Annotated in this window: 23 protein-coding genes; 4 read left to right on the top strand and 19 right to left on the bottom strand. The window is 68.2% G+C overall.

The features are described from left to right. The 7 genes from EJK91_RS06545 to mutA all read right to left on the bottom strand — a co-directional run. The coding region (locus EJK91_RS06545) for a beta-ketoacyl synthase N-terminal-like domain-containing protein (protein ID WP_164517898.1) at window positions 1-267 on the bottom strand (267 nt) is incomplete at its 3' end. A 40-nt stretch (window positions 268-307) separates the two neighbouring features. Continuing rightward, window positions 308-2,065, bottom strand: a complete 1,758-nt coding sequence (locus tag EJK91_RS06540) for an AMP-binding protein (protein WP_125078528.1) — start codon at window positions 2,063-2,065, stop codon at window positions 308-310. Window positions 2,066-2,632: 567 nt separating this feature from the next. Further along, the gene (locus EJK91_RS06535; RefSeq protein WP_024443421.1) at window positions 2,633-3,349 is read right to left on the bottom strand and encodes a thioesterase II family protein; all 717 of its coding nucleotides are present in this window, start codon (window positions 3,347-3,349) and stop codon (window positions 2,633-2,635) included. Window positions 3,350-3,409: 60 nt separating this feature from the next. After that, entirely contained in the window at window positions 3,410-4,675 is a 1,266-nt protein-coding gene (locus EJK91_RS06530) for a serine hydrolase domain-containing protein (protein WP_125078527.1), read from the bottom strand. Window positions 4,676-4,735: 60 nt separating this feature from the next. Then, window positions 4,736-5,725 carry a methylmalonyl Co-A mutase-associated GTPase MeaB gene (meaB, locus tag EJK91_RS06525; RefSeq protein WP_024443419.1) on the bottom strand — a complete coding sequence of 330 codons (990 nt, stop codon included), beginning with the start codon at window positions 5,723-5,725 and terminating at the stop codon, window positions 4,736-4,738. Then, window positions 5,726-8,014, bottom strand: a complete 2,289-nt coding sequence (gene scpA / locus EJK91_RS06520) for a methylmalonyl-CoA mutase (protein ID WP_125078526.1) — start codon at window positions 8,012-8,014, stop codon at window positions 5,726-5,728. It lies immediately after the preceding gene. A 5-nt stretch (window positions 8,015-8,019) separates the two neighbouring features. Beyond that, window positions 8,020-9,948: a methylmalonyl-CoA mutase small subunit gene (gene mutA, locus EJK91_RS06515; RefSeq protein WP_024443417.1), complete on the bottom strand. Its 1,929-nt coding sequence runs from the start codon at window positions 9,946-9,948 to the stop codon at window positions 8,020-8,022. 165 nt (window positions 9,949-10,113) lie between these two features. Between mutA and EJK91_RS06510 the strand changes: the two genes are divergently transcribed. The 3 genes from EJK91_RS06510 to EJK91_RS06500 all read left to right on the top strand — a co-directional run bounded on the left by EJK91_RS06510 (window position 10,114) and on the right by EJK91_RS06500 (window position 12,236). After that, window positions 10,114-10,878, top strand: a complete 765-nt coding sequence (locus tag EJK91_RS06510; protein ID WP_125078525.1) for a TVP38/TMEM64 family protein — start codon at window positions 10,114-10,116, stop codon at window positions 10,876-10,878. Between the two features lie 39 nt (window positions 10,879-10,917). Continuing rightward, window positions 10,918-11,388, top strand: coding sequence for a nitroreductase family deazaflavin-dependent oxidoreductase (locus EJK91_RS06505; protein ID WP_024443415.1), 471 nt, complete (start codon window positions 10,918-10,920; stop codon window positions 11,386-11,388). Between the two features lie 167 nt (window positions 11,389-11,555). Next, window positions 11,556-12,236 (top strand): MIP/aquaporin family protein, encoded by a 681-nt coding sequence (locus EJK91_RS06500; RefSeq protein WP_036458424.1) that lies wholly within the window; start codon window positions 11,556-11,558, stop codon window positions 12,234-12,236. Between the two features lie 33 nt (window positions 12,237-12,269). Here the strand turns inward: EJK91_RS06500 and EJK91_RS06495 are convergent, their stop codons facing one another. The 3 genes from EJK91_RS06495 to EJK91_RS06485 are packed head-to-tail and all read right to left on the bottom strand — an operon-like array spanning window position 12,270 to window position 14,244. After that, window positions 12,270-12,653: a DoxX family protein gene (locus EJK91_RS06495; RefSeq protein WP_046302155.1), complete on the bottom strand. Its 384-nt coding sequence runs from the start codon at window positions 12,651-12,653 to the stop codon at window positions 12,270-12,272. Beyond that, on the bottom strand, window positions 12,650-13,795 hold the full coding sequence (locus EJK91_RS06490; RefSeq protein ID WP_024443412.1) for an SPFH domain-containing protein: 1,146 nt from the start codon (window positions 13,793-13,795) through the stop codon (window positions 12,650-12,652). Before EJK91_RS06490 ends, EJK91_RS06495 begins: the two co-directional genes overlap by 4 nt. Before the next feature lie 14 nt (window positions 13,796-13,809). Further along, on the bottom strand, window positions 13,810-14,244 hold the full coding sequence (locus EJK91_RS06485; protein ID WP_024443411.1) for an NfeD family protein: 435 nt from the start codon (window positions 14,242-14,244) through the stop codon (window positions 13,810-13,812). Window positions 14,245-14,322: 78 nt separating this feature from the next. On the opposite strand from EJK91_RS06485, the gene EJK91_RS06480 reads away from it, so the two are divergent. Continuing rightward, a complete protein-coding gene (locus tag EJK91_RS06480) occupies window positions 14,323-15,156 on the top strand; it encodes a hypothetical protein (protein ID WP_024443410.1) in 834 nt (277 codons plus the stop codon). Here the strand turns inward: EJK91_RS06480 and EJK91_RS06475 are convergent. The 9 genes from EJK91_RS06475 to EJK91_RS06435 form a co-directional block, all read right to left on the bottom strand. Continuing rightward, a complete protein-coding gene (locus EJK91_RS06475; RefSeq protein ID WP_046302157.1) occupies window positions 15,153-16,184 on the bottom strand; it encodes a ferrochelatase in 1,032 nt (343 codons plus the stop codon). The genes EJK91_RS06480 and EJK91_RS06475 overlap by 4 nt on opposite strands. A 12-nt stretch (window positions 16,185-16,196) precedes the next feature. Continuing rightward, window positions 16,197-17,006 carry an NADH-dependent enoyl-ACP reductase InhA gene (gene inhA, locus EJK91_RS06470; protein ID WP_024443408.1) on the bottom strand — a complete coding sequence of 270 codons (810 nt, stop codon included), beginning with the start codon at window positions 17,004-17,006 and terminating at the stop codon, window positions 16,197-16,199. A 32-nt stretch (window positions 17,007-17,038) separates the two neighbouring features. Further along, window positions 17,039-17,782: a 3-oxoacyl-ACP reductase FabG1 gene (fabG1, locus tag EJK91_RS06465; protein ID WP_369797613.1), complete on the bottom strand. Its 744-nt coding sequence runs from the start codon at window positions 17,780-17,782 to the stop codon at window positions 17,039-17,041. A gap of 106 nt (window positions 17,783-17,888) precedes the next feature. Beyond that, window positions 17,889-18,896, bottom strand: coding sequence for a VWA domain-containing protein (locus tag EJK91_RS06460; protein ID WP_024443406.1), 1,008 nt, complete (start codon window positions 18,894-18,896; stop codon window positions 17,889-17,891). A 28-nt stretch (window positions 18,897-18,924) separates the two neighbouring features. Then, window positions 18,925-19,836 carry a DUF58 domain-containing protein gene (locus tag EJK91_RS06455; RefSeq protein ID WP_024443405.1) on the bottom strand — a complete coding sequence of 304 codons (912 nt, stop codon included), beginning with the start codon at window positions 19,834-19,836 and terminating at the stop codon, window positions 18,925-18,927. A gap of 62 nt (window positions 19,837-19,898) precedes the next feature. After that, the gene (gene moxR1 / locus EJK91_RS06450; protein ID WP_024443404.1) at window positions 19,899-21,017 is read right to left on the bottom strand and encodes a chaperone MoxR1; all 1,119 of its coding nucleotides are present in this window, start codon (window positions 21,015-21,017) and stop codon (window positions 19,899-19,901) included. 132 nt (window positions 21,018-21,149) lie between these two features. Further along, window positions 21,150-21,851, bottom strand: coding sequence for an NlpC/P60 family peptidoglycan endopeptidase RipB (ripB, locus tag EJK91_RS06445; protein ID WP_046301044.1), 702 nt, complete (start codon window positions 21,849-21,851; stop codon window positions 21,150-21,152). A 10-nt stretch (window positions 21,852-21,861) separates the two neighbouring features. After that, complete coding sequence (gene ripA, locus EJK91_RS06440) at window positions 21,862-23,298, bottom strand: NlpC/P60 family peptidoglycan endopeptidase RipA (RefSeq protein ID WP_024443402.1); 1,437 nt, start codon at window positions 23,296-23,298, stop codon at window positions 21,862-21,864. A gap of 253 nt (window positions 23,299-23,551) precedes the next feature. Beyond that, window positions 23,552-24,076 carry an Rv1476 family membrane protein gene (locus EJK91_RS06435; protein ID WP_343252062.1) on the bottom strand — a complete coding sequence of 175 codons (525 nt, stop codon included), beginning with the start codon at window positions 24,074-24,076 and terminating at the stop codon, window positions 23,552-23,554. Between the last annotated feature and the right edge of the window lie 88 nt (window positions 24,077-24,164).

The raw sequence follows: 24,164 nt of genomic DNA, 5'->3' as shown, positions 1-24,164 counted from the left end.
CGACGAAAACAACGCATCGGCATCCCAGCGATCCGCCGGAACCCGAACAATCCCCGAACCCTCATCACACAACAACCGCCACAACGCGGCCGGCCCATCCACCCCACCAGGCAGACGACACCCCACACCCACCACCGCGATCGGCTCGGTATCGCCAGCCTCGGCAACCGCCAACCGCGCCGTCAAATCATCAATCTTGCGCAGCGCCTCAGCAACAATCGCCCGACGATCCGGCCCCCCGACCGGCGCAGCACTCTTCTCGCTCAACTCAACCTCCCCGAGAGCCGCGCGAGCAGCTCGTCATCTGTCATACAGACCGAGCAGTAGCATCCAGTCGGTCGAACCCGTCACGCTGGTAGATCTCCACGCAGCTGGAACGGCGGATCTTGCCGCTGGTCGTGATCGGGATGGCACCCGGCGACACCAGGACCAGGTCTCCACTCACCAGGCCGTGCGCCTTGGACAGCGCAGCGGTCACCTTGCGACGGACCTCGGTCAGCCTGTCCAGAATCTCCTCATCGGACCCCCCCTTGTTCTTGAACTCTGCGATCGTAACAAGCTGCTCGGAGTGGCTGTTCGGGATCGAGACCGCGGCCACACGCCCACCGGTGATCTCCTGCACGGTTGCCTCGATGTCGTCCGGGTAGTGGTTGCGCCCGTCGACGATCAGCAGGTCCTTGATCCGGCCGACGATGTAGAGCTCTCCGCCGGAGATGACACCGAGGTCGCCGGTCATCAGCCAGGGCCCCTGCGGTGTGCCCGGCGTGGGCTCGACGAGCTTGCCGCCGAAGGTAGCTTCGGTGGCCTGCTGGTTGTGCCAGTAGCCCGCCGCGACGTTGGGCCCGTGCGTCCAGATCTCGCCGACTTTGCCTTCCGGATTCTCGGTCTGGGTCTCCGGGTCCACGATACGCACGGTGCAGGCCCGAGGAACACCGCAGCTGACCAGCTCGACGCCGCCTTCGGCGCCACTGGGCTCAGCTGTACCGGCCGCCAGCTTGGTGTAGTCGAACCGCGCGGTCGGCGGCGGATTTCCGGGAGTGTTGGACGTCAAGTAAACGCTCGCCTCGGCCAGCCCGTAACCGGGACGCAGCGCGGCGGCGTTCACGTTGAACTTGGAGAAGCGGTCGACGAAGCGTCGCAGCGTCGCGGCGTGAATCCGCTCCGCACCGAAACAGAAGGTATGCACGTTGCTCAGGTCGAGACCCGCCATGTCCTCATCGGAGGTCCGCCGCACGGCCAGCTCGTAGGCGAAGTTCGGTCCACCGGTGAATCCGACGGGAACCTTGGCGAGTTCCTGCATCCAGCGGGCCGGCTTCGCCAGGAACGCCATCGGGCTCATGTGCACCGTGTGCACTCCCAGGACCAGCGGGTAGATGACGGTTCCGAGCAGACCCAGGTCGTGGTAGAACGGCATCCACGACACCAGGTTGAGTCCTTCGGGCGCTTTTCCGCCGGTCAGCGCGAAGGTGTCGTCAGCCATCTGCACCATGTTCGACACGGCGTTGGCATGAGTGACCATGACGCCGGCCGGGGTCCGGGTCGAACCCGACGTGTACTGCAGGAAGGCGACCTTGGTCTGTGCCGTCGCGCTGGGTGCTGCCACCGGCTCGGAGTCGAGGTCCAAGGCGTCGACCTCGATAACCACCGGCGGCTTTCCGCCCAGGCCCTTGATTGAGCTGGCGATGTCGCCGACAGCCGACGTGGTAGTCAGGATCGCGGCCGGGGCGCTGTCCCGCAGTGCCGCCGACACCCGCTCGTCGTGCACGCCGAACATCGGCACCGGCAGCGGGACGGCGATCAGGCCCGCTTCCAGCGCACCGTAGAACCCGACGATGTACTCCAGGCTCTGCGGGGCCAGAATCGCCACCCGGTCGCCCGGCGAGGCGCAGGTTGCCAGTTCTGCCGCCACTACCCGCACGCGGTTACGCAGCTGCGACCAGGTGACGGTTTCGCGGTAGCCGGCGGGGTCGACGTCGTAGTCGATGAACGTGTACGCAGGCTCGTCCGGCTTGTCCCGTTCGAGGTTCGCCAACAGGGTCGGGATGTGCGTTTCAGTTACCGACATTGCGTTGTCTTCTCCTTGTGCTGTCAGGTCCGTGGACCTCACCTGCTGAGTACTTCGGCCCCGTCGAGAGTCATTGCGCTTGCTGTTGAACTGACGGTTTCGCTGCGCAAGGTCCCTGCACAGCGGAGGTATGCAATTGGATTAGCGACATTTGGGATGGGCCCCCCGCGGGGATCAGCTCTGGCGGGCATCCCTGGCGGAGTTGCTCAGCTGAATACGTCAGCCTCAGCACAGGTCGGTTGCTCGCCCTGCCGGGTGGAGACGGGGGCGGGGACCTCCGAGCGCCGGGATCGACCGGCCGACACGGCCGGTGCGGATGATTCGACCAACGACACGGGTTACCCCTTCTGGATGTTTGAAACCTGCGCTAAAACTCCTTGGACCCCGACATCCCAGGTGTTTCCCTCCGGCGGAGGCTACCACGGACGCGCTGTTGACAGGCAATTTGTGGCCCACATCCAGCGCAAACGCAGCAGATCCGCCATACTAGCGGAGAAGTCAATTTCGTGCATCACGAGTAACTTCGGCACCAAGAGCCCATTAACAATCCAGACCGGGCCGGCCGGGTCAGCCCTGGCCGTACCGCGCGATCTTCTGCTCGATATCGCCGACCAGTTCCGGCAGGTGATCGTTGAGGTAGAAGTGGTGTCCGGGCGCGGTGAACACTCGCGCGCTGAATTCGGCGGTGGTGCGCTCGGCCCAGGGCCCGACCTTCTCGGCGGTGGCGACGTCATCTTCGTCACCATGGAACGCAAAGATGGGGCACGACACTTGCGCCTCGGGCGGGCAGTCGTAGTTCGCGATGGCTTTGAGGCCGCGCAGAGTCGGCAGAATCTTGGCCGCGAACTCCTCGTTCTCCAAGAATTCGGGGTTGACTCCCGTCATGGAGCTGACGGCGTCCAGCAGGCCGCGGTCGGACTCGGGAATGTTGTCGTAGCCGGCTCGTCCCGGGGCGCCCGCCGCCGACACGAACAACGCGGCAATCCGGTGTCCGTCCGCCTCGAATCGGCGGGCCACCTCGAACGCCAGCAGCGCACCCATGCTGTGCCCGAAAAAGGCGACCGGCCCGTCGGACGGGGCCGGCGGCGCGACGGTCTTGCAGACCTGGTCAGCAAGGTCTTCGATGCTGGTGAAGGCGCCGAGGTCGTGAGTTCCGCCCTTGCCCGGGTATTGCACTCCGATGCGCTTGACGTCGGTGGTGAACGTCTTGGAGAAGGGAACGTAGTACTGCGGCGATCCGCCGGCGTGCGGGAAGATGTAGAGCTTCGGCGTACGGTCAGTCACTCGGCAACCTTACCGGCGGGCCAAGACGCCGCGGACCCCTCCCGCGCGCGGACCGGTGCACTAGCCGGTCGCGGCGTCCGGCGCGGCGAACGGCTCCCCCAGCTGCGGGATCGGGGTGTAGCCGTGCCGGCGTCCTCGGGCGACGCCCCGTCGGATCAAGGCGGCCGTGCCGACGAAACCGGCATGGTCGAGCGCCACGAACGGGGTCAGCAGCCGGTTGTGCACGAAGCCGATCGCCAGCCCGGAGGCGGGATCCGCCCAGCCCATCGACCCCCCGAGGCCGACGTGGCCGAAGCCGGGCAACACCGGCGCGAACGGGACCGCGTGATAACCCAGGTGGAACGCCAACGGAACGCCGACGGTGCGGTCCAGTTGCAGGCTGCGCGGACCGGTCAGCCCCGCCACCMGCCGGCGCGACAGGAGTTGGGTGCCGTCGATCTGCCCGCCGTTGGCCAGTGCGCCGTAGAGGCGAGCCAAGCCGCGGGCCGTGGCCACCCCGTTGAGGGAGGCGGCCTCGGTGTCCAGGAACGGGATGCCACCGCGAACGGTGTCCATCACGCCAGGGAAATAGATGGCGCCAAGCCCCCCGTACCGCGTCGCCGCGGCGGCCCTGGGCACCAGCAGGTCGATCACCGGGTTCCGGCGGCTGCGCTGCGGCATGATGATCTCCGCGGCGACGGTGGGAGCGCCGGCGGGTGGCCGGCCCAGGTGCAGGCCGTCGACACCGAGTGGCCCGGCCAGCTCCGTGCGGAACAGCTCGCGCATGCCGACGCCGGTGACGGCGCGAGCCAGCCCGGACACCAGCCAGCCGTAGGTCAGCGCGTGATAGGCCGGTTTGCCGCGTTCGGGCCCCGGCGCCGCAGCGGCCATTCGGGCTTCCATCGTCACGTGGTCCAGCAGGTCTGCCCTGCTGGCGCCGTTGAGGTGGGTCAGGCCGGCCCGGTGTCCCAACAGCTCGCGGACGGTTATCGCCGACTTGCCGTTTGCGCCGAACTCCGGCCAGTACTGCGCCACCGGCACGTCGTAGTCGAGCAGTCCCCGGTCGACCAGCCGGTGGATGACAGTCGAGGCCGCACCCTTGGTCGCCGAGAACACCATGGCTCCGGTGTCGGCCGACCACGGCACCTGCCCTGCCCGATCCGACCACCCGGTCCACACGTCCACCACGGGCTCGCCGTCGAGGTAGACCGCCAGCGCCCCGCCGCCGTAGCGGCGGCCCGGGAACATCGCGGCGAAGGCGCGCACAGCACAGGCGAAGTTCGGATCGGCCGCGCCGTGCACATTCGCCGGAAGCCCTGAACGGCGAATGTTGAGATGCTGTGTCATGGTTGGGAATCTACCGCGCCGACCCGCGAACATGAGCCGGATTACCGCACGCGCGTGCCACTAATCCCAGATGGCACCGAGGATGCGCTGGGCGGCCAGCGCAGGGGTCAGTTCTCCGCTGAGTACCTGCTGTTCCACCTCGGTGCGCACGTCTCGCACCGCCGGGTCCGACAGGGCTCGTTCGAGCACGGCGTCGCGCACCAACTGGCGGGTCCAATCCACCTGTTGCGCCCGTCGCCGGGCGTCGAATTCACCGGCGTCGATCAGCGTCTGTCGATGGCGCTCCACGGTCTCCCAAAATTCCGACAGCCCGGTGCCCTCGATCGCGCTCATCGTCAAAACCGGTGGTCGCCAAAGCGTTTCGCGGGGATAGATGAGCCGGATCGCGGTCGACAACTCCCGCGCAGCCATGCGCGCCTCGGCCAGGTGGTGGCCGTCGGCCTTGTTGACCACCACGATGTCGGCCAGCTCCAGCACACCCTTCTTGATGCCCTGCAACTGGTCACCGGTGCGGGCCAGCGTCAAGAACACGAAGGTGTCAACCATGTTGGCCACAGTGACCTCGGATTGGCCCACGCCGACGGTCTCGATCAGGATCACGTCGAAGCCGGCGGCCTCCAGCAGCACCACCGTCTCGCGGGTGGCCTTGGCGACCCCGCCCAGCGTGCCCGACGTCGGCGACGGCCGGATGTAGGCGCGTTCGTCCGCGCCCAACCGTTGCATCCGGGTCTTGTCGCCGAGGATCGAACCACCGGTGCGCGTCGACGACGGGTCGACCGCCAGTACCGCGACCCGGTGGCCTTGCTCGATGAGGTGCATTCCGAGGGCTTCGATGGTGGTCGACTTGCCCACCCCGGGAACACCGGTGATGCCCACCCGCCGAGCCCCGCCGGCATCCGGCAACAGCGCCAACAGCAGTTCCTGGGCTTGCTGGCGGTGATCGGCCCGAGAAGACTCGACCAGGGTGATGGCTCGGGGCAGCACGGAGCGGTCACCAGCGCGTACCGCCGCCGCCAACTCGGCAACGGTGTCAGACACGTTGTCGACCATCTACGTCGGGTCTGCCGCCGGTTCTGCCTGGTCGGCGAGCTCATAACCACGCTGGGACGCGAGGGTCTTCAGCAGGTCCACCGCAGCATCGGCGATCACCGTGCCAGGCGGGAAGATCGCGGTCGCCCCAGCGGCATAGAGCTCATCGAAGTCGCCGGGCGGAATGACTCCCCCGACCACGATCATGATGTCGGACCGGCCCACTGCGGCCAGCGCGTCACGCAGCGCGGGCACCAACGTCAGGTGCCCGGCAGCCAGTGATGACACCCCGACCACGTGCACGTCGTTGTCCGCTGCCTGGCGCGCCACCTCGTCGGGGGTGGAGAACAGGGCGCCGACGTCCACGTCGAAGCCGATGTCGGCGAACGCGGTGGCGATCACCTTCTGGCCACGGTCATGCCCGTCCTGGCCCATCTTGGCGACCAGGATGCGGGGCCGACGGCCGTCGGCCTCGGCGAACTTCTCGACCAGGGCGGATGCGCTAGCGATATTGCTGCCTTTCCCGACTTCGTCGCGGTAGACGCCGGAGATCGTGCGGATCTCGGCCTGGTGGCGACCGTATACCTTCTCCAGAGCGTCGGAGATCTCGCCGAGCGTTGCCTTGGCCCGGGCGGCGTCGATCGCCAGTGCCAGCAGGTTGTTGCCGAGCCCGTCCTCCCCCGACTGGCCGCTGGCGCCGGCAGCCCGGGTCAGCTCGGCCAGGGCGGCCTGGCAGGCCGATTCGTCACGCTCGGCGCGCAGCGCTTGCAGCTTGGCCAGCTGTTCGGCGCGCACCCGACTGTTCTCGACCTTGAGGACCTCGATCTCTTGGTCTTCGGCGACCTGGTACTTGTTGACGCCGATCAGCGGCTGACGCCCGGAGTCGATCCGGGCCTGCGTGCGGGCGGCGGCTTCCTCGATGCGCAACTTCGGGATGCCGTCGCTGATCGCCTGGGCCATGCCGCCGTGCGCCTCGACCTCCTCGATGTGGGCCCGGGCTCGCTGCGCCAGCTGATGGGTCAGCCACTCCACGTAGTAGGAGCCGCCCCACGGGTCGATCGGCCGGGTGGTGCCCGACTCCTGCTGCAGCAGCAGCTGGGTGTTTCGGGCGATCCGGGCGGAGAAGTCGGTGGGCAGCGCCAGCGCCTCATCCAGGGCGTTGGTGTGCAGCGACTGGGTGTGCCCCTGGGTGGCGGCCATCGCCTCGATACAGGTACGCGCAACGTTGTTGAACACGTCCTGGGCGGTCAGCGACCAGCCGGAGGTCTGCGAATGCGTGCGCAGCGACAGCGATTTCGAGCTCTTGGGGTCAAACCGCGCGACCAGCTCGCTCCACAGCAGCCGTCCGGCCCGCAGCTTGGCCACCTCCATGAAGAAGTTCATGCCGATGCCCCAGAAGAACGACAGCCGAGGCGCGAACTTGTCGATGTCCAGGCCGGCGTCCAGACCGGCCTTGATGTAGTCCACTCCGTCGGCCAGGGTGTAGGCCAACTCCAGATCCGCTGTGGCACCGGCCTCTTGGATGTGGTAGCCCGAGATCGAGATCGAATTGAACTTCGGCATCTTGGCGCTGGTGTAGCCGAAGATGTCGGAGATGATCCGCATCGACGGCTTCGGCGGATAGATGTAGGTGTTGCGCACCATGAACTCTTTGAGGATGTCGTTCTGGATGGTGCCGGCCAGTTTCTCCGGCGGCACCCCCTGCTCCTCGGCGGCCACCACGTACAGCGCCAGGATCGGCAGCACGGCGCCGTTCATGGTCATCGAGACGCTGACCGCGCTGAGGTCGATCCCGTCGAACAGTTGCCGCATGTCGAGGATGGAATCGATTGCCACCCCGGCCATTCCGACGTCGCCCTGCACCCGGGGATGATCCGAGTCGTAGCCGCGGTGGGTGGCCAGGTCGAACGCGACCGACAGACCCTTCTGGCCGGCCGCGAGATTGCGGCGGTAGAACGCGTTGGAGTCCGCCGCGGTCGAGAACCCGGCGTACTGGCGGATCGTCCACGGCTGGTTGACGTACATCGTCGGGTACGGCCCGCGTACAAACGGCGCTTCACCGGGGAAGCTGTCCAGCGGGTAGCCCTCGGCGACCGCGGCGGAGCGATCGGCGGCGGTGTACACCGGCTTGACCGCAATTCCCTCCGGGGTCTGCCATTCCAGCTGCTCCGGTGTGTAGCCGTGCGCGGCCGCSGCGGCCGCGACGTGCTCGGCGACGGCGGCCTCGGTCACCGGTTCGGCGACGCGGTCACCGTGCAGCGCCACCTCGGCGAAACTGCCGAGCGTGCCGTGTGAGGTGCTCGTGGTCATGGCTCTCAGGCCCCCAATCGGGTCAGTAAGTCCGACAGCGCCTGCACCGCATCGATCTTCATGGTCAGGTAGTCGTCCGGCTTCGGATCGGTGTCGGCGTTGGGTCCGCCAGGGCCCCCTAGAGCCGTGGCCGGGCCCGCCAGATAGACCCGGTCGACTCCGGCGCTACGCGCCGCCTCGATGACTGCGGCCGCTTCGGCACCGTAGCGGGCATCGCTGCCGCACAGCACCGCCGCGGCGGGCGAGCCGGCGTCGGCGACGGCGGCGGCGACGGCGGCCACCTGCTCGGCGTCCACCGTGCCGGGGTTGATCACCGCGATGCCGCCGGAAGCCAGCAGGTTCGCCACGAATGTGGTCCGAATGTTGTGTTCGGCCATCGGCCCCAGCGGCAGCAGCAATACCTGCGGCCGGGCGCCGGTGCGCGCCAAGTACATGTCGGAGCGGTCACGCAACTCCTCGAACTGCGCCGCGTAGCGCCGCACACCGGCCGGGGAATTCTGCGTCGCGGATGGCGGCAACGGCGCCTCATCGAGGTTCGGGTACTCATTGACCCCGGTGATCGCGCTGCGCCGATGTGCGATCTCGTCGGCCCGCGCGGCGGCCACCTCGGCGATCCGCTCGGCGATGTGCTCCCGCGCGGCCTCGAATCCGCCGAGCGCCTCGATCTCCTGGAATTGACGCCACGCCTGCTGCGCCAGCTGTTCGGTGAGGTCTTCGACGAACCAGGAGCCGCCCGCCGGGTCCAGCACCTGACCCAGGTGCGACTCCTCGAGCAGCAGCAGCTGGGTGTTGCGGGCGATCCGCCGCGAGAACGTCGTCGAGGTGCCGGGCTGCCCACCCGGAATCACCGCGTCGAACGGCCACACCAGCACGGTGTCGGCGCCGCCGACACCGGCGCCGAAGGCGGCCAGGGTGGTGCGCAGCATGTTCACCCACGGGTCACGCTGCGTCATCATCGCCAGAGACGTCTCGGCGTGGACGACGGCGGCGCCCGCTTCTGGCACCCCGGCGACCTCGGTGACCCGCGCCCAGAGTTGGCGCGCCGCCCGGATCTTGGCGATGGTGATGAACTGGTCGTCGTCGGCGGCGATCCGGAAGCTGACCTGGCGGGCGGCGTCGGCCACCGACAGGCCGGCCTCGGTGAGCACGCGCAGGTAGGCCACGGCCGCGGCCAAGCCGGCAGCCAACTCCCCCGACGCACCCGCGCCCAGGTTGTGCAGGGCCGGGCCGTTGACGGCGATAGCCCGCACCCCCGGATGGGCGGCGGCCCGCGCCGCCACCGCGACCACCTCGTCGATCGACGGCGCCGGACGGTCCGTCAGGGGCGCGGTCAGCGGGTCGGCACCCAGATCCACCGACAGGTTGGCGCGGTTGTCCGGGTCGAGCGCGTCGACCAGCGCCAGCATGGTCTCGGCGGCGGTGGCGTAGTCGCCGGCACCGGCACCGTCGAGAAGTACCGGAACCAGGTCCAGGTAGACGTCGTCGAATACGCCCCGCAACTCGGCGGCCGGCACCCCGGTGTCCCCGACCCGCAGGGTCAGCGCGCTGACCCCGTCCGTCAGGGCACTCAGAACGGCGCCGTTGGCGTCAGTGGCCGAACCCGGCCCGCCGATGGGAAAGACCTCGGCGACCTTCCAGCCGGTGTTGACATCGCGGCGGGCGTCGGCACCGCGCACGAAGGGCCACTGGCCCGGCAACGGTGGCTCCGGCCGGGCGTCCAGCGCGGTGTAGAGCGCCCGGACGGCGAAGCCGCCCTGCCCCGCCAGCCCCTCCACCGGGGTGTCCAGCAGCCGCTCCGGCTCACCGCCGGTCTCGGCGTCGATATCGGCCGGCTCGCGGCGCGCGCTCTTGGCCAGCACCCCGGCCACGGCCGCACGCCAGCGGGCCCGGGCCTGCTGGATGCCGGCGGGTTCGGCGGACACCTCGATTGACACCGGCGACTCCTGTGGTTACTCGCGAGTAACTGTGGAAGCGCTACCCGACATGTGTCAACCAGGCTAAATGATGCCGATCAGCCGAGACGGGTGAGGTGTGCCGAGCGGCGAAACTCCCGCTGAGTGACACGAGGTGTTCACCCACGGCCCGTAGTCTTGGGCGCTGTGACGCCCGCCTCGACCCGAATCGCGCAGGTGCTGCGTGGCACCCGGTCGGCAGTCCTCGCCACCGCGCTGCAAGTGGGGCTGCGACGATTGGCGTTGACCACGGCGGTCACCCTGAGCTTGGTCGCGGTGGCGCTGCTGGTCCCGGTGCCCTCCGCCGTACAGCTGCGGGACTGGGCGCAGACGTTGGGGCCGTGGTTTCCGGTGGCGTTTCTGCTGGCCCACACGGTCGTGACGGTGTTCCCGTTTCCACGGACCGCCTTCACGTTGGCCGCCGGCCTGCTGTTCGGCCCGTGGCTGGGCGTCCTGCTTGCCGTGGTGGCCAGCGCATTGAGCGCGGTGGGGGTGTTGATCCTGATGCGGGTATTCGGTTGGCAGTTGAGCCGGGTGGTGCAACACCCGCGACTTGACGCGCTCGACACCCGCCTTCGCCAACGCGGCTGGCCCGCGGTGGTCTCGCTGAGGTTGATTCCGGCGATCCCGTTCTCGGTGATCAACTACGCCGCCGGTGCCTCGGCGGTGCGACTCGTGCCGTACACGGTGGCCACCCTGATCGGGCTGCTGCCGGGCACGGCCGCGGTGGTGGTGCTCGGCGACGCCCTGACCGGTGAGGTGAGCCCGTTGCTGTTCGCGGTCTCGGCCTGCACCGCCGCGGTCGGGGTGGCGCTGCTGGTGTACGAAGCGCGCTCGCACCGCGTACAGCGGCCCGTGGCCGGCCCGGACACCCGCGAAATCGACTCGAGCGAATCGGTGGCCATCGGCTGATCACGGCGCGCCGACCGGGCCGCGGGTAGCGTGCTGAAGATGCCGTCCTTGGCCGACACCGTCAGCCGATTGTTGAGTTCGCGCCGGCTGATGCGCGCCCCGATCTGGCTGTACCGCGCACGACTCGGCGGCCTCCTCGGCCAGCGCCTGTTGATGCTCGAGCACATCGGGCGCAAGACGGGGGCGCGCCGCCGCGTCGTCCTAGAAGTCATCGACCGCCCCGCCGACGACAGCTATGTGGTGGCATCGGGTTTCGGCGACCGCGCTCAATGGTTTCGCAACATCCGCGCCAACCCCCGGGTGCATGTCTACGTCGGGAGCAGGTCCGCGGTACCGGCCACCGCCCGAGTGCTGGAACAGACCGAAGCCGACCGGGTGCTGGGCCACTACATCGAGCGCCATCCCCGCGCTTGGGAGAAGTTCAGCGCGGTGCTCGAGAAGACGCTGGGCGCAGCCGTGAACCCGCCCAATACGGCACTGCCACTGGTCGAATTGCGCCTGAACCGATAGCGCCGCGGCAAACAACACGAAGCCCTCATTAATCCAGCAACAATTCGGTGAAAAATGGTGGGCGAATAGCCGCCTGAAGGCCCTGCGCCGTTACAGTCCTGATTAGTGCCATGTGCTGGCACAGCACAAATTGGGCAAGTGCCCGACGGAGTGAAGGGACCGGATCAATGGCTGATCGGAACGCCTCGGTGCGCAAATATTTGACCGAAATGATCGGCACGTTCGTTTTCATGTTCGCAGTGCTCGGGATCGTCTTGTCCGGCACCGAATGCGTGGCTGCCACCGCGCTGGGCATCGGCTCGGTGCTGATGGTGATGGTGTATGCCAGTGGGCACATCTCGGGCGGCCACCTGAACCCGGCCGTCTCCGTGGCCGCTTATCTGCGGGGTGCACTGCCCTTGGGCGACTTGGGGCCCTACATCGTTGCGCAGTTGGTCGGTGCCCTCGCCGCGTTCGGTGTGGGATTCGGGTTGTGGCATGACAAGTACGCCACGGGCACACTTGATCTGACCGGCACGGTCTGGGCCGCATTCTTGGCCGAGTTGGTATTCACATTCGCGTTGTGTTACGTCGTTTTGCACACCGCAACCAGCAAAGACAGCGCCGGCAACAGCTTTTACGGTCTGGCGATCGGCTTCGTGGTGACCGTGGGCGTGGTGGCGGTCGGCGCGATCTCGGGCGCGGCGTTCAACCCGGCCATCACCTTCGGTCTGATGCTGTCGGGGATCTTCGCCTGGAAGTTCCTCTGGGTCTACCTGATCGCCCAGTTGCTCGGCGCGGTAGTGGCCGCCTACGCCTACAAAGCGACCACGCTCGACGAGCACACCGCCGCGTCCCGCCGGGGCTGAATCTCCCCCGGAAACCCCCGGGAACCCCGAAAGCTAGGACTCCAGGGCCCGTACCCCGCCCCCAGCGGTGTGCGGGCCCTGCGCGGTCATCGCGGCGAACACCATCAGCAGCAGTACCGCGGGCACGATGTTGGCGATCCGGTTGCGCACGCGCAGGTGGATGCCCAGCGCTCCGGCAAAATACAACGTCAACAAGCCGGTGGTGAGCCGGGCGACGGCCGGGAAGCGGAACACCGATGCCAGCCCCAACGCGGTGGCGGCCTTGGCCACCGGGACCGCCCAGCGGACCTCCTCGGGAATCCGCATGGCATCCATGTTCTTGGCGACGTAGGGCACCGGGACCGCCGACGCCACGGCGTCACCCGCCAGGAATGCGGCCAGCGCCGCGTAGGTCGGCCGTGCCGTCAGCGCGCTCACGCCGGACCGGGATCGAGCTGCGGCGGCAACACGCCCTCGACCGGCTTACGCGCATCCGCCTCGGCTTTGGCGACGGCCTGGGCGATCGCCGGGTCGGTCTGGGTGGTGAACCAGTCGGCGACTTCGTCACTGTCGTCCTCGGCCCGGTGCCGGGGCTCGTCATAGGGCGAGGGCTGGTAGCGGAACACGCCGTCCTCGCCGGGGGCACCGAGCAGTTTGGTGAAGCCCTGCAGTGCGGTGCCGAAATCACTGGGCACCACCCACACCTTGTTGGCTTCTCCCCGGGCCATCTCCGGCAACACCTGCAGGTACTGGTACGCCAGCAGCTCGGGGGTGGGCCGAGCGGCCTTGATCGCGGCGAAGGTCTTCTCGATGGCTTTGGCCTCCCCCTGAGCCTGCAGGTAGGCCGCGGCACGCTCACCTTGGGCGCGCAGCATCCGGGACTGCCGGTCGGCTTCGGCGGCCAGGATCGCCGCCTGCTTGGCGCCCTCGGCGGTGAGGATCTCGGACTGCTTCTGGCCTTCGGCCTGTTTGATGGCGGCCTCGCGCTGTCCCTCGGCGGTCAAGATCATGGCCCGCTTCTCGCGGTCGGCCTTCATCTGCTTCTCCATCGATGCCTGGATCGACGGCGGCGGGTCGATGCTGCGCAGCTCCACCCGGGCCACCCGCAGACCCCACCGTCCGGTCGCCTCGTCGAGCACGCCGCGCAGCTGGCTGTTGATCACCTCGCGGGAGGTCAGCGTCTGCTCCAGCGTCATCCCGCCGACGACGTTGCGCAGCGTCGTGGTGGTCAGCTGTTCCACACCGACGATGTAGTTGCTGATCTCATACACCGCGGCCTTGGGGTTGGTGACCTGGAAGTACACCACGGTGTCGATGTTCAGGGTCAGGTTGTCCTCGGTGATCACCGGCTGCGGCGGGAAGGACACCACCCGTTCACGCAGGTCGATGCGGGCCCGCACGCGGTCGATGAACGGAACCAACAGGGTCAGCTGTCCGCTGACGGTGCGACTGTAGCGGCCCAGGCGTTCGATCACCGCTGCCTCGGCCTGCGGGATCAGCGCGACCGACTTGGCGACCACGATGATCGCGAACACCACCAACACGGCCAGCAACAGCAGCCCGGTTGTGACGCCTTCCATGACGATTCCTTTCGTTACAGGATCTTGCCGACCACGGCGGTAGCGCCGTCGATGTGCATCACGGTGACCTGCTCCCCCGGTTCGAAGACGTCGCCTTCGGTGAGCGCGCGGGCGGTCCACACCTCGCCGCCCAGCTTCACCCGGCCACCGTGTTGTTCGACCCGGTCGAGCACCAGGGCGGTCTTGCCCTGCAGCGCCAGCACCCCCGTGTCGCCGCCTGTTTCGGCCCATAGCCGTCGCCGCAGCGCGGGACGGACCAACGCCAGCAGCAGCACCGAAACCACCAGGAACACCGCGCCGTCGGTCCACAGCGGCCAGTCGGTCAGGGCGCTGGCCGCCGCCGCCGACAGCGCACCACCGGAGAGCATGAGCAGGAACATGTCGCCGGTGAGGGCCTCGGCTCCTGCGAGCCCGAGTGCGAAGACCAACCAGATCAGGGCAGTCGGCATGCGGTCAGGATAGCCCGAGAACCGCCCGTACCTGTGCGGTCCAGCAACGAAGGGGCGGCAACTACACTGCCTTGCATCATGTGGTGCCCGAGTACTTCCCTGTCGGTGTGGGCCAACGCCTGGCTTGCCGGCCGAGCCGCACCCGACGATGTGTTGGACGCACTATCGGCCTGGGCGCCAGTGCAATCGGTGGCCGCCCACGACGCGGTCGTCGCGAGCAGCGTCGGTCTGTCATGGCCGGACGCGTGCGACGGCGGCGCCGCCGCCCTGCTGCAGTTGGTGCGGGGTGCGGGGCCCTCGGCCGCCGGAGCCGGCATCCGCCCGGTGTTTCCGGTCCCCGGCGACGTCCGCGGACTGCCGGCCGGGACGGTCTTTTCCCAGGAGGCGATCCTCGCCGGCGAAGCCGTTTTGCTCGGCTCTTCGGATGCCTCGACTCCGATCGGGCTGGTTCCGGCGTACTCGGAAGACGCCGACGCTGATTACGCCGCCGAACTGTGCTGGACCGTGTTCCCGCTGACCAGCGTGCCGGCCGGCGAGCAGCACGATCTCGGTGACGCCGAGTACTCGTTGCGGTCGGCGGTGCGGACGGCCGCCGAAGCATTGGGCTCCACCGGTTCGCGGTGGGCCGACTACGGCGTGGCGGATCCGCGACTGCGTGTGGAGCAGATGATGGAAGCTGCTCTCTTGCACAGAATTCCGGACCATGCGCCGAACCGTGCGGTACGTGTTCTGCAGAGCGCCGCCCACGTCGAGGCGATCATCACCGTCAGCGCCGATCTGCTGACCGCCAGCGCTCAGACGTCGGCGGCGGTGCAGCGCGCCGTGGATGCGGTCGCGCCGCTGGCGAGCGTGGTGCGCGCGGCACGCAGCGCAGCGGTGACCGAGATTCTGCAGTCGGCCTGGCGCAACTAGCGAGCCGGCGGCGTCACGGCCGCGATGCAGTGCGATGAGCCGCATGGCGCGCCGTCGACCCCGAACCCACAGCCCAGGCCGGGCGGACCGGCGACGCGTTCGGGTGCGCAGCCGTCGCGCAGCTCCTCGACCAGGCCGCGGGCCAGCCGGGCCAGTCGTCGATCGGCATTCGGTGTGGTCGCTCGCGCGTAGGCGATTCCGGCCTTCTGCGCCGCAGTGCGGACTTCGTTGTCGAGGTCCCAGAGCACCTCGATGTTGTCGCTGAGAAAGCCGATCGGGCACACGATCACCGCGGGCACACCGGCGTCGGCCAGGGCTAGCAGATGTGCTTCGACGTCGGGCTCCAACCAGGGCACCTGCGGCGGCCCCGAGCGCGACTGCCACACCTGGTCGTAGTCGGTGTAACCCGCGGCGGCCGCGACCAGACTCGTCGCGTGGGCGACCTGGCGGCTGTACAGCCGTGGACCGTAGCGTGCGTCGGCGCTCACCGGAATGGAGTGCGCGGTGAACACCAGCCGGGCCGAATCGCGCAGGCCCGCCGGCAGCGTGTCGGCGGCGGCGCCAATCGCCTCGGCGAACATCGCCACGAACAACGGGTGGTCGAAGTACTGGCGCAGTTTCACCAGTTCCGGGGCCTGATCCCCGACCGCTCTTCGCGCCCGGGCGATGTCCTCGGCGTACTGGTCGCAACCCGAATACCCGCCCCACGCCGAGGTCGGGAACACCGCGGCTCGCCGCACACCGTCGGCCGCCATCTGCGCGACGACATCCTCGACGTAGGGCTCCCAGTTGCGATTGCCGAAATACACCGGCAGACCGGGCGTTTCGGCACGCATTACCTCGGCCAGCTCGCGATTGATCCCATTGATCGGCGACACGCCACCGAAGTGCAGATAGTGCTCGGCGACCGCGTCGAGCCGGGCCGAGGGCACGCCACGTCCCCGGGTGACGTTCTCCAGGAACGGCCGAACCTGTTCCGGGCCTTCCGGCCCGCCGAAGGACAGGAGTAAGACGGCGTCTACATCCATCCGCCGTCCTATCTACAGCAACTGGGTGTGCGCGCCACCGTCGGCGTAGACGACCGTTCCGGTGGTGGACGGCAGCCAGTCGGACAGCAACGCGCAGACGGTCTTGGCCACCGGCGTCGGGTCCTTCATGTCCCAGCCGATCGGGGCCCGCTGGTCCCAGCCCTCCTCCAGCAGCCGGATCTGCTCGCCGGCGCCCTCACCCAGGGCACCACCCACGATGGCGCTCATCGCCAGTGTCCGGATCGGGCCGGCCGCAACGAGATTCGACCGGACCCCGACCTTGCCGGCTTCGCGCGCCACGAACCGGTTCACCGACTCCAGGGCACTCTTGGCCACCGTCATCCAGTTGTAGGCCGGCATCGCCCGCGTGGGGTCGAAGTCCATGCCGACGATGCCCCCGCCGGGGTTCATGATCGGCAGTACCGCTTTAGCCAGCGAGGCATAGGAGTATGCCGAGATGTGGATGCCCTTGGCGACATCCTCGTAGGGGGCGTCGAAGAACGGGTTGATGCCCATGCCGGTCTGCGGCATGAAGCCGATGGAGTGCACCACGCCGTCGAGCTTGTTGCCCTCGCCGATCACCTCGGTGACACGCTCGGCCAACGAACCCAGGTGCTCCTCGTTCTGCACGTCGAGTTCGAGCAGCGGCGCCGGCTCCGGCAGTCGGTCGATGATGCGCTGGATCAGCCGCAGCCGGTCGAACCCAGTACACACCAGCTGCGCGCCGGCCTCCTGCGCCACCTTGGCGATGTGGAATGCGATCGAGGAATCGGTGATGATCCCGGTGACCAGGATCCGCTTGCCTTCGAGAATGCCTGCCATGAAAAGTCCCCTATCTTGAACTGAACGAGTCGCTAGTGGCCCATGCCCATGCCGCCGTCGACGGGGATGACCGCGCCGGCGATGTAGCTCGCGTCCTCCGATGCCAGGAAGCTGACCGCGCCGGCGACCTCCTCGGCGGTGCCCACCCGCTTGGCGGGGATGAAGTCCAGCGCGCCCTCCTGGATCCGCTCGTCGAGGGCACGGGTCATCTCGGTGTCGATGTAACCGGGCGCAACCACGTTGGCGGTGACGCCGGCCTTGGACAGCTCGCGCGAGATCGAGCGGGCCATGCCGATCAGACCCGCCTTGGCGGCCGCATAGTTGGCCTGGTTGCCGATCCCCCACATGCCAGAGACCGATCCGATGTAGATGATCCGGCCAAAGCGCTTGCGCTGCATGCTGCGCGACGCCCGTTGGGTGACCCGGAAAGCGCCGGTCAGGTTGGCGTTGATGACCTCTTCGAAGCGCTCCTCGGTCATTCGCATCAGGAACGCGTCTTTAGAGATGCCGGCGTTGGCCACCAGCACCTCGACGGGGCCCTGGTGCTCCTCGACCTCTTTGAAGGCGCGGTCGACGGCGTCGTTGTCGGTGACATCGCACACCACCCCGAACAGCCCCTCGGGTGCACCGGAGCCGCGGTGCGTCACCGCCACCTTGTGGCCGTCGGCGGCCAGTCGCTGCGCGATCGCCAATCCGATGCCCCGGTTTCCACCGGTGACGAGGACCGAACGGGACACAAAGGCGGGCTTTGCTGCGGGGGCTTCGCTGTCTGTCACCGGCATAACCTATCGAATCGACACGTTGACTCTGCGCACAGGGCGCGGGCTACTCGCACTTGCGCGCCGGGCGCGCAGAGTCAAACCCGGAAGGGGTGGGTGGGACCTAGGCGGGCAGCCGCCGGTTGAGCAGCAGTGCCGCCAGCGCGGCCACCGCCAGAGTGAAAGCACCGAGGCGCAGCCAGCCGGTGCTGGCGTCACCGCGAATGGTCTCGAAGCCGATCTGGTCCTGCAGGGTCGCGTAGACCTCTTTGAGCTGCTGCAGGCTGGAGGCGGTGTAGGCGCTGCCGCCGGACAGGTCGGCGATCTTCTTCAGCGAATCGTCATCGACGGGCACCGGTTGACGCTGCTCGTTGATCTCGACATAGCCGTAGGCCGTGCCGAACGAGATCGTCGAGACCGGAACGCCCTGGTCCTTGGCGGTGCGCGCTGCGGTGAACGCCCCCTTGGGATTGTCGGGGTTGGACGGCACGGTCTCCTTACCGTCGGAGAGCAGCACAATTCGGGCCGGTGGCGGGGTGTCACCGCCGCCGATGACCGCACCCACCGTGGCGATCGCCTGCAGCGCGGTGAAGATGCCTTCACCGGTGGCGGTGCGGTCGGCCAATTGCAGCTTGTCGATAGCAGCCTTGGTGGCTTCGCGGTTGGTGGTCGGCGAGGTCAGCACCGTCGCGGTGCCGGCGTAGGCGATCAGGCCCAGGTTGATGCCTGCGGTCAGTTCGTCGGCGAACTGCTTGCCGGCCTCTTGGGCGGCTGCCAGCCGGCTGGGCGCGACGTCGGTGGCCCGCATCGACTGGGAGACGTCGATCACCAGCATCACCACCGCGCGGTTGCGCGGAATCCGGACGTCGTGGGTGGGGCCGGCCATCGCCACGGTGAACAGCAGCAACGAGCTGATCAGCAGGATCGCTGAGAGGTGCCGCCAGCGCGTCGGCGATTTGGGCGCCACGCTCTCCAGCAGCTCCATGTTGGCGAACCGCAGGATCCGCCGGTGCCGCGCCACCTGCATGAGGATGTAGAGCGCGATCAGACCCAGGATCGCCAACAGGAACAGAAAGAACCACGGGTGGGCGAAGCCGGTAAGCGTCATCGGCCCGAGTATCGGCAATGTCATAACAGACCTGTCTTTGTACGGGTCGAGGTCACGGCGTTCCCGCCAGCGCCCCGCGCCGGCGTGACTCGACGAAACGGACGATGTCGGCAATCCAGTCCCGGTCGGTCCGCAACCCCAGCAACGGCGCGCCGCAGCTGCGCAACGCGCGTGCGACGTCGGCGCGGTGGGCCACCGCGGCCCGGGCGAAATCGTCGCGCAGTTTGGCGTCGATGGTGAACTCCCGGGTGATCCCGGACTCGGTGTCCTGCAGCACCACGTCGCCCACGTCGGGCAACTCGACGTCACGCGGGTCGAGGATCTCGATGCCCAGCACCTCGTGGCGGGCGGCGATCGCTCGCAGCGGGCGCATCCAGTTGATCGGTCCGAGGAAGTCACTGATGATGACTGCCATCCCGCGCCGACGTTCGGGCCTGCGCAAGGCGTCGATGGCCGCCGCCAAGTCACCACGCACCCCGGCGGGGGCCCGCGGAATGGTGGCGATGGTGCGCAGCAGGGTCTGCTCGTGGTTGCGCCCCGAGCGGGCCGGTACCCGCACGAGGCGGTCACCGTTGGCCACCAGGGCGCCCAGCCGGTTGCCGCCGCCGCTGTTGAGGTAGACGATCGCCGAGGCCGCCGCCACCGCCAGGTCACGCTTCTCGCAGGTGGCGGTGCCGAAATCCATGCTGGCCGACATGTCGACCACCAGCCAGGTCTCCAGCTCGCGGTCGGCGATCATCTGGCGGACGTGCGGATGGGTGGTGCGGGCCGTGACCGACCAGTCCATCCGGCGCACGTCATCGCCGGGCTGGTACAGCCGGGATTCGCCCGGCTCGGAACCCGGGCCGGGGATCAAGCCGAGGTGATCCCCGTGCAGCACCCCGTCGAGCTTGCGCTTGACCGTGAGCTCCAGGGTGCGCAGTGCCGCCGCCAGCTTGGGGTCGCGGATTCCGCCGCGCAGCATCGACGGCGGTGCGGTGCTGGTTCCCGGTGGCTGATTCGATCCAGCCCCGGTGTCGGGGTCGCTCACCGACCGCCGGCCACTGCCGCTGCGGTCGGGGCACCTGGTGCCGACGAATGCTGTTGCTGCGGAACGGCGTTCACCTGCGGCAGCGGCACCGTCTGCAGCACCCGGTTGATGACGATCTCCGGGGTGATCTCGTCGGCGAGTGCGTCGTAGGACAGCACCAGCCGGTGCCGCAGCACGTCCGGGATGACCTCGATGACATCTTGCGGGATCACGTAGTCGCGGCCACGGACCAGGGCCAGCGCCCGGGACGCCGAGATGATGCCCAGCGAGGCACGCGGCGAGGCACCGAACGACAGCCAGTTCTTCACGTCCGGCATGCCGAACTGCTCGGGCTGGCGCGTTGCGGTGATCACTCGCACCACGTAGTCCACCAGGGCGTGGTGCACGAAGTTGTTGGCCGCCAGCGTCTGCAGCCGCACCAGGTCGCCGGTGCCGAGGATCTGCTTGGGCTCCGGCGGGGTCACGCCCATCCGGTAGATGATCTCGCGCTCTTCCTCGGGCGAGGGGTAGCTGACGTTGATCTTGAACAGGAAGCGGTCACGCTGCGCTTCAGGCAGCGGGTAGACGCCCTCGTGTTCGATCGGGTTCTGGGTGGCCATCACCAGGAACGGGTTGGGCAGCGGGAAACTCTTGCCGCCGATGGAGACCTTGCGCTCCTGCATGACCTCCAGCAGCGCCGACTGCACCTTGGCCGGTGCGCGGTTGATCTCGTCGGCCAGCAGGAAGTTGGTCATCACCGGGCCGAGCTCGGTGTCGAACTCCTCGCGGCCCTGACGGTAGATGCGGGTACCGATGATGTCGGTCGGCACCAGGTCCGGGGTGAACTGGATCCTGGCGAAGCTCCCGCCGACCACTTTGGCGAAGGTCTCCACGGCGAGGGTCTTGGCGACACCGGGCACGCCTTCGAGCAGCACGTGGCCCTTGGCCAGCAGGCCGACCAGGATGCGCTCGACGAGCTGGTCCTGGCCGACGATGACACGCTTGACCTCAAAGATGGCCCGCTCCAGCGCGTGTACGTCGGCGGCGAGCCCGCTACCGCCGACTGTGCCTGTTTCGGCACCGGCCGAGCCGGGGAAACCGCTGGCGCCCGCGGGCGTCCCATCCGATGACGTCATCGACAAATCCTCCACAAAGGTCGGTCAGACACAACTGCTTGCACGGCGCACGGCCGAGGGGCAGCGTTGTGCCCGCGTTTCACTATTCCAGGGTTAGCAGCATCCGTCGACGTAAGGGCCGTCCCGAATGCGTCAGTACTCGATGATGCGGGTCAGATACGGCGTCATTCCCGACGTCCGCACCGGGCTGACGACGACTTTGCCGGCGCTGCCGGAGGCCTCCAGCATCTTCCCGCCACCCAGGTACATGGTGACGTGCTGGCCGCCACCGGGGCCGTAGAACATCAGGTCGCCGCGACGGGCCTGGTTGGGCGGAATGTGCCGACCGGCGTTGTACTGATCACCGGAGAACCGCGGGATCAGCACGCCGACGCCGGCGAACGCGTACCGCATCAGGCCCGAACAGTCGAAACCGACGGTGCCCGCGCCGGAGTCGACGCCCTTGCTGGGACCGGTCAGCGAGCCACCGCCCCAGGAGTAGGGCACGCCCATCTGTGAGCCGCCGCGACGAATCACGTACTCGATGGCCTGCTTGCCGTGCACCCGCTGCCCGGGCGAGACGTTGCCGGTGGCTTCGTCGCCGACGTTGAAGCCGAGGCCGGACAGAAATTTGCGGCCCAGGTCCATGGTGGTCTGGGTGGCCTGTGCGGTGGCCTGCAACGAGGCGTTGGCGATCGCCAAGGGGTCACCAGGCGCACCGGCGCTGATTGTCGCCGGCAGCGTGGGGTCCCACCCCGGGTCCGCCTCGGCCGGTCCGGCCAGGCCCACCATCACCGGAATCGCCACCAGCAGCGACCCGATGAGGCGCGATAGTCGTAGAGAACTCAGTTGCATTGCACCGCCGTCAGTACTCGATGTATCGGACTACATAGGGCGTCATCCCGCTCTTACGGACCGGTGACACCTTTACCGTCTGACCCACGTCGGGGGCCTCCAGCATCAGGCCGTTGCCGAGGTAGAGCGTCACGTGCTGGCTGCCACCGGGCCCGTAGAAGATGACGTCGCCACGACGCGCCAGCGCCGAGGGGATCTGGCGGCCCATCTTGTACTGCGAACCCGAGTAGTGCGGCAGCTTGATGCCCACCCCGGCGAAGGCGTAGAGGATCAGCCCGGAACAGTCGAAACCGACCGTGCCCGAACCGGAACCGATACCGCGGCCGGGCCCCGCGGCGGTGCCCCCGCCCCAGGAGTAGGGCACGCCGCGCTGCGAAAGACCGCGGCGGATCACGTACTCGGAGGCCTGCCGCCCGTAAACCCGCGGGATCTTGCCGTTGTTGATCCCGGTGTCGTCGGGCTTGGCCAGTCCCAGCGACTGCAGGAACTTCTGGCCCAGGTTTGCCGTCACCTGCGCCGAGGTCTGCGAGATCCCGAGCACCTGGTTGATCACCGCGATCGGGTCGCCGGGGACGTCGGCGCTGGGGATCATCGGCAGGGTCGGGTCCCAGGGGCCGTCCCACTGCGCGGGCTTGCCGACGGTGGGGCCGACGACCGGACCGGCGGGGTTTCCCCACCGGTCACCGGCGGGAGCACCGGCCGGAGCCGGCCCGGATTGGGGCTGCTCGTGGCCACGGGCCGCGGCGAGTTTGGCCTGCGCCTGGTTGCGTCGTGCGGCCAGCCGGTCGATCTCGCCCTGCTGCTCGCCGAACTTGCGCTGGGTGTCGGTGAGCGCAGCCACCGCGGCGTCCTGACTGGACTGCGCGTCGGCGACGGCCTGATCGGCCTTCTGCTTGGCCAGCCGGGCGGCCGACTCCTTGTTCAGCTGTTCGGTGCGGGCCTGCTTGAGCTGGTCCAGCGCCCGCTGGGAGGAGAGCGCCAGGGTCTGGCCGGCCGCGGCCGTGGCGATCATCTCCGAGGGGTTGGCCGCGGTCAGGTAACTGTCGGAGGGTCCGTTGACATACGTGGACGCGGCGAAGGTGTTGAACCGGCGCTGCGCGGCGGCGATCGCGGCGTCGGCGTCGGCGATTGCCTGCCGGCCGGACTCCACCTCCTGCTGGGCGGCGGCCGCGTCCTCGCGCGCAGTCTGCAGATCCACCAGGGCCTTGTTGACGCCTTCCTTCTCCTCGGCGATCTGCGCGCCCAGGTTCTGCAGCTGCTGGTTGGCGTCGGCGACGTCGGCGATCAGCGCGGCGATGCCGTCGGGATCCTGGCCGGGGTGAGCCGCCGCCAGCCCCGGGGTGCCCAGCACCATCGCGGCACTGAGCACCGACACCGTCGCAGGTTGGGCGAACCGGATCGCCATACGGAACACAGAGCCATCGGAGCCACAACGGATGCGTCTCATTCGGCTTGGATCTCCTCGGACTCTGAGCAGGCGGCGCCGCACTTCGGCCGGTGGCAAAAGCACAGAAACAACAGGTACAACAGCTGCGCCTTTTGAGACCATACGTCACATCAGTCACTGGAGAAACGTTCGTAACAAACTACATTATTGTAGTTAAGCGCGTTGTGACCCTACGGTGACCTAATTATTTGCGACAGCCCGCCACCGGGCGACAATTAATCGCCCGGTTTCCGTGTTTTCGGCGGTAAGGCCGCTAGTCGGGGACGCTGGAGCGCTCCGCAGCCTGTTTGCTGCGTCGCTGCAGGAAGCGGGTCCCGACGGCTGCCGCGGCCACCCCCACCAGCAGCACCACTGTCATGCCCGTCCAGGGCAGATCCGGAGCGGTCAATTCGTGCAGGAAATTCTGCGCGGAAGTCACCGGATTACCGGTTTTCGCATGATCCTCGGCGGCTTCCAGCTTGGACCGGTGAAACTGGCCGCTGTAGCTGCCGACATAGTTCGTACTGACGACCAGGACCGTGGAATCCGGATAGTCGTAGCCGACCACCGTGGCGACGTCGCGCAGTGCGGTGTCCATGCCCGGGTTGCGGGCGACCTCGACGATCTTGAGGTCGATGCCGTCGCGGCCCGCCTGCGCCACCACTTCGCGCAGTGCCGGTACGTCGGCCGCCGGGGCGCTCACCCCGTCGGCGGCGACAGCAACCTTGACCAGCGCCATGCAGTCGTCGGGCGGGGTGGCCGGGTCAAGGCCGACGGTGAGGCAGAGCTCGCCGGGGATATAGGCCGGCGGGTGCTGGATCGTCACGGGTGTTGACGGTATCAAGCGGACGGGTCTTTTAGGCCTGCCTGGCTGAGGCAGGGCGCCA

This window comes from Mycobacterium sp. P7213, from assembly GCF_900604305.1.
Taxonomy (GTDB): domain Bacteria; phylum Actinomycetota; class Actinomycetes; order Mycobacteriales; family Mycobacteriaceae; genus Mycobacterium.
Note: the sequence above shows the minus strand (reverse complement) of the source record. Positions and strands in the feature narration are given on the sequence as shown.